This is a genomic window from Nocardiopsis potens DSM 45234 (assembly GCF_000341105.1).
Taxonomy (GTDB): Bacteria; Actinomycetota; Actinomycetes; order Streptosporangiales; family Streptosporangiaceae; genus Nocardiopsis_A; species Nocardiopsis_A potens.
Map to the genome: position 1 here is coordinate 1 of NZ_ANBB01000073.1, position 4,436 is coordinate 4,436.

Genomic DNA, 4,436 nt, shown 5'->3' on the forward strand with positions numbered 1-4,436 from the left:
TCACTCCGTGGGGCGCCGCGCCGGACCGACCGGCCGGTCCCCGTCGCTGCCTTCGCCGCCCGCTTTAACCCCAACCCCGTGAGGTGCCGCGCTCGGGCGATGGCCTCCGGCCCGCTGCCGGGGATCAGCCGGTGGCCAGGTGGCCGCCCCGGTCCGGGGAGCCGAGGTCCTCCGGGGCGAGTGGGGCGGGAGCGGCGCCCCCGCCGTCCCCGCCGTCCCCGCCGGGGCGGAAGAACCAGATCGGCCCGGGGCGTTCCCGGTACCCCTCGGAATCGGTCAGCGGGGTGGTGGCGGCGATCTCGTCGGAGCCGTCGCCGTCGGCGTCCAGGAAGCGCAGCCCGGTCCGCGGGATCTCGCTGTAGGCGTCGTAGAGCGGGTCGTCCTGGTCGGCGCCGGCCGGTGCCGGCGCTCCGGCGTCCTCCGGGCGCAGCAGCTCGGAGTCCTCGCCGGTGAGGCCGTCGGGGCCGCCGCGCAGCAGGATCACGTCGGCCCGGTCCACCATGGCCGGGTCGCCTCCGGCCGGGCGGTTCACGCTCGCGGCGATGTCGGCGCGGCCGTCGCCGTCGACGTCGCCCGCGGCGAGGACCGCGCCGAACTGGTCGCTCACGTCCGCGTCCAGGGGGATCCCCGGCGAGTCCAGGGTCAGTTCGGCGGACGGCTTCTCGGCCGGGCCGTCCGGGCCGCCGGGGAACACCAGGACGGTGCTCTCCTCCCAGGGGGCGTCCTCCACGGTGCTGCCGATGTCGCGCACCACCAGGTCGCCGCGGCCGTCGCCGTCGACGTCGGCGACCACCCCGGCGTCGGCGGTGGTGAGCGCGGGGCCCTCGGTGAGGCCCTGCTCCGAGGCCAGCCACACCTGCGTGTCGTAGGCCATCTCCTCGAACGAGCCGAAGCCGATGACCTCGTCGCAGCCGTCGCCGGTCAGGTCCCCGGTGATGAAGGAGTAGTCGATCCCGCCGGTCGAGGCCGGCGCCCCGTCCCGCTCGGCGGCGGGGGCGCCGTCTCGGTCGAAGGGGCCGTACAGCACGCTGCCCTCGGGACCGCTGTAGGAACCGCGCTGGACGAGCAGGTCGGAGGTGCCGTCGCCGTCGAAGTCGCCGACCGCGCTCGGCCGGGCGGACTCCTCCAGCGGGATCCGGGCGCCGCCGTCCGGCCCGCCCTCGCCGCCCCACAGCAGGACCGGCACGTCCAGGGCGTCCTCGGCGCCGCTCTCCGGGCCGCCGGCGGCGGCGATGTCGGTGTACCCGTCGCCGTCGAAGTCGCCGAGCAGGGCGCCGCCCCCGAAGGCCGAACCGCCGCCGGAGAGGCCGGGGAGCCCGTCCTCGCCGGCACGCAGCGTCCAGGTGCGCTCCGCGTCGGGGCCGTCCGGGCCGCCGGGCACGGCGGCGATGTACCCGGTGGGCTCCTCGGACGCGCCGGAGAGGGCGGTGGAGCCGAAGGAGGCGACGAGGTCCTCCCGCCCGTCGCCGTCCATGTCCCCGGGGACCGCGCCGTCCGGGGCGGCCGAGGCGGGGGAGCCCCCGCACCGGCCCGGTTCCGGGCCGTCCTCGGGCTCGGCCGGGGCTCCGCAGCCGGCGGCCAGGGCGAGCAGGGCCGCGGCGGCGAGGGGGAGGAGGGGTCTGCGGGGGAGCGGCATGTCGGGGCGGGGCCTTCCTCTGGGGTGCGGGGTACGGGGAGGGGACGCGCGGCGGCCGCGCCGCGTTGTCCTCCGCCTCCCGGGAGGGCCCCTCGCGCGGCGGGAAGGCGCTCTCCCCGTCCGGGAGAACGACTCTCCCACGCCGGCGGGGCGCCCCGCCGGGGAGGGGCGCGGAAGCGCTCCCGGCAGGGCGGCTCCGGCTCCGTCCCCGCTCCCCGGCCCTGCTTTCCGGCCCCGCTCTCCGGGCGGGGCGCGGGCGGCACTCCTGCCGGACCGGATCGACGTGGAGTGTCCCTTTTCGCGAAGAATTAGGTAAGCCACACCTTGGTTCGTTTGGGCAGGTCGGTGGCGGTGGCGGCGGTGGACGCGGGTGCTCCGCCCCCGGTCAGGGCGGTCGGGTGGGTTGACACGATACGCGGCGTCGCCCCAGACTGACGGGCGGTTCGCTTAGGTAAGCATTGCCTTAGTGGGGAATGGCTGCCTGTTTCACGTCGAGGGGGATGGGTGTCCCACAACGGGATCGAAGGAACGGTCGCTCTGGTCACCGGGGCCGGACAGGGCATCGGGGCCGCGGTCGCCCGGGCGCTCGCCGAGGCCGGCGCCCGCGTCGCAGCGGCCGACCTGGCCGAGGAGCCGCTGCGCGGCACCGCCGCCGCACTCGCCGCGGACGGGCACGACGTCCGCCCCTACCCCTGCGACGTGCGCGACCCGGAGGCGGTGGAGGAGCTGTTCGCCGCCGCCGAGCGCGACCTCGGACCGGTCCGCCACGCCGTCAGCGTCGCCGGCGTGCTGCGGACCGGGCCGGGGGCCGAAACGAGCGACGCCGACTGGGCCGAGCTGATCGCGGTCAACGCCACCGGCGTCTTCCACGTGCTGCGCGCCGCCGCGAACCGGATGGTCCTGCGCGGCGCCGGCACCATCACCACCGTCGGCTCCAACGCCGGCACCACGCCCCGGGCCGGCCTGTCCGCCTACGGCGCCTCCAAGGCCGCCGCGGCCGCCTTCACCAGGGCGCTCGCCCTGGAGGTCGCCGGCAGCGGCGTGCGCTGCAACGTCGTCTCCCCCGGCTCCACCGACACCCCCATGCAGCGCGGCATGTGGTCCGGCCCCGACGGCGCGGCGAAGACCGTCGCCGGCGACCCGGCGCTGTTCCGCACCGGGATCCCGCTGGGCCGCATCGCCGCACCGGAGGACGTCGCCGCCGCGGTGCGCTTCCTCGCCTCCAGCGACGCCCGCCACGTCACCGCACACGACCTGCGGGTCGACGGCGGGGCCACCCCCTGCTGAGGCAGCGCAGGCACACCACGAGAAAGGCCGAACGGTGCCCCACCACCCGACCTCCCCGTCCTCCCTGCTGGCGGCCTACGCCCCCGGCATGTCGCTGATCGCCACCCCCGAGCGCACCCTGCTCGGCGAAGGCGCCCTGGACACCACCGACGACCTCGCCCGGGTCCCGCAGATGCTGCGCGGCGTCCGCGACGCCGGATGGCACCGCGACCCCGTCGCGATCGGCGCCGTCCCCTTCGCCCCGGACGCCCCCGCCCACCTGACCGTCCCGGCCGCCGTGCACACCGCGCCGCCCCTGGCCTCCGCCCGGGACGCCGCGGCGGCGGCCGAGCGCCGGGCCCTGCCCGGCCCGTGGAAGGCCGAACCGCTGCCCGAACCCGGCGAGCACCGCGAAGCGGTGCGCCGCGCCGTCCGGGAACTCGGCCCCGACCTGGAGAAGGTGGTGCTGGCGCGCAGCCTGCGCCTGGTCGGCCCCGGCCCGGTCGACGCCGCGCAGGTGCTGCGCAACCTCGCCTGGCGCGACCCCGCCGGGTTCACCTTCGCGATGAACCTGCCGCCCCGCGCCGACCTGCCCGGCCCGCGCACCTTCATCGGCGCCAGCCCCGAGCTGCTGGTCGCCAAGCGCGGCGGGCGCGCGGCCTCCAACCCGCTGGCCGGCTCCCGGCCGCGCAGCGCCGACCCCACCAAGGACCAGCACAACGCGGTGGAGCTGCTCGGCTCCGCCAAGGACCGCCGCGAGCACGCCCTGGTGGTGGACGCGGTCGCCGAGGGGCTGCGGCCGTTCTGCACCCGGCTGGACGTCCCGGACGAACCGGAGCTGATCCGCACCGCCACCATGTGGCACCTGTCCACCCGGGTCTCCGGGGAGCTGGCCGACCCCGACACCCCGTCGGTGGAGCTGGCCCGCGCCCTCCACCCCACCCCGGCGGTCTGCGGCACCCCCACCGACGCCGCCCGCGGCGCCATCTCCCGCCTGGAGCCCTTCGACCGCGGCTTCTACACCGGCGCGGTGGGCTACACCGACGCCTCCGGCGACGGCGAGTGGGCGGTCGCCATCCGCTGCGCCGACATCAGCGGAGACGGACTGGACCTCTACGCCGGCGGCGGCATCGTCGAGGGCTCCGACCCCGCCGAAGAACTCGACGAGACCTCCGCCAAGCTGCGCACCCTGCTGCTCGCCCTGGGCATCAACCGGGCGCTGTGACCCCCGGGGCCCCGCGCCCCCCGCACCCCGTCCGACCGCGGGCCGCGCCCGCCGGAGCCGACCGCGACCGCCCCGACCCGGGCACCGACCACAGAAGGAACCCGCTGCCATGCGCGACGGATGCACCCCCTGGCCCGCCGAGTTCGCCGAACGCTACCGGGCGGCCGGGTACTGGACCGGGGAGACCTTCGGCGCCTTCCTCCGCGACCGGGCCCGCCGCTTCGCCGACCGCACCGCCGTCGTCGGCGGCGGCCGCCGCTGGACCTACGCCGAACTGGACGCCCGCGCCGACCGGCTCCCCCCCCCCCC

The 4,436-nt window shown here is 77.6% G+C and carries 3 protein-coding genes and 1 pseudogene; 3 read left to right on the forward strand and 1 reads right to left on the reverse strand.

What is annotated here, in order from left to right; all coding sequences use genetic code 11:
• Nucleotides 1-124: 124 nt before the first annotated feature.
• Nucleotides 125-1,636 (reverse strand): FG-GAP repeat domain-containing protein, encoded by a 1,512-nt coding sequence (locus tag D459_RS0127415; protein WP_017596196.1) that lies wholly within the window; start codon nt 1,634-1,636, stop codon nt 125-127.
• Between the two features lie 504 nt (nt 1,637-2,140).
• Here D459_RS0127415 and D459_RS0127420 point away from each other — a divergent pair.
• The 3 genes and pseudogenes from D459_RS0127420 to entE form a co-directional block, all read left to right on the forward strand.
• Entirely contained in the window at nt 2,141-2,923 is a 783-nt protein-coding gene (locus D459_RS0127420) for a 2,3-dihydro-2,3-dihydroxybenzoate dehydrogenase (RefSeq protein ID WP_017596197.1), read from the forward strand.
• 34 nt (nt 2,924-2,957) lie between these two features.
• Nucleotides 2,958-4,127 carry an isochorismate synthase gene (locus tag D459_RS0127425; protein ID WP_017596198.1) on the forward strand — a complete coding sequence of 390 codons (1,170 nt, stop codon included), beginning with the start codon at nt 2,958-2,960 and terminating at the stop codon, nt 4,125-4,127.
• A 109-nt stretch (nt 4,128-4,236) separates the two neighbouring features.
• A pseudogene (gene entE, locus D459_RS33050) lies at nt 4,237-4,436 on the forward strand (2,3-dihydroxybenzoate-AMP ligase); the annotation flags it as partial.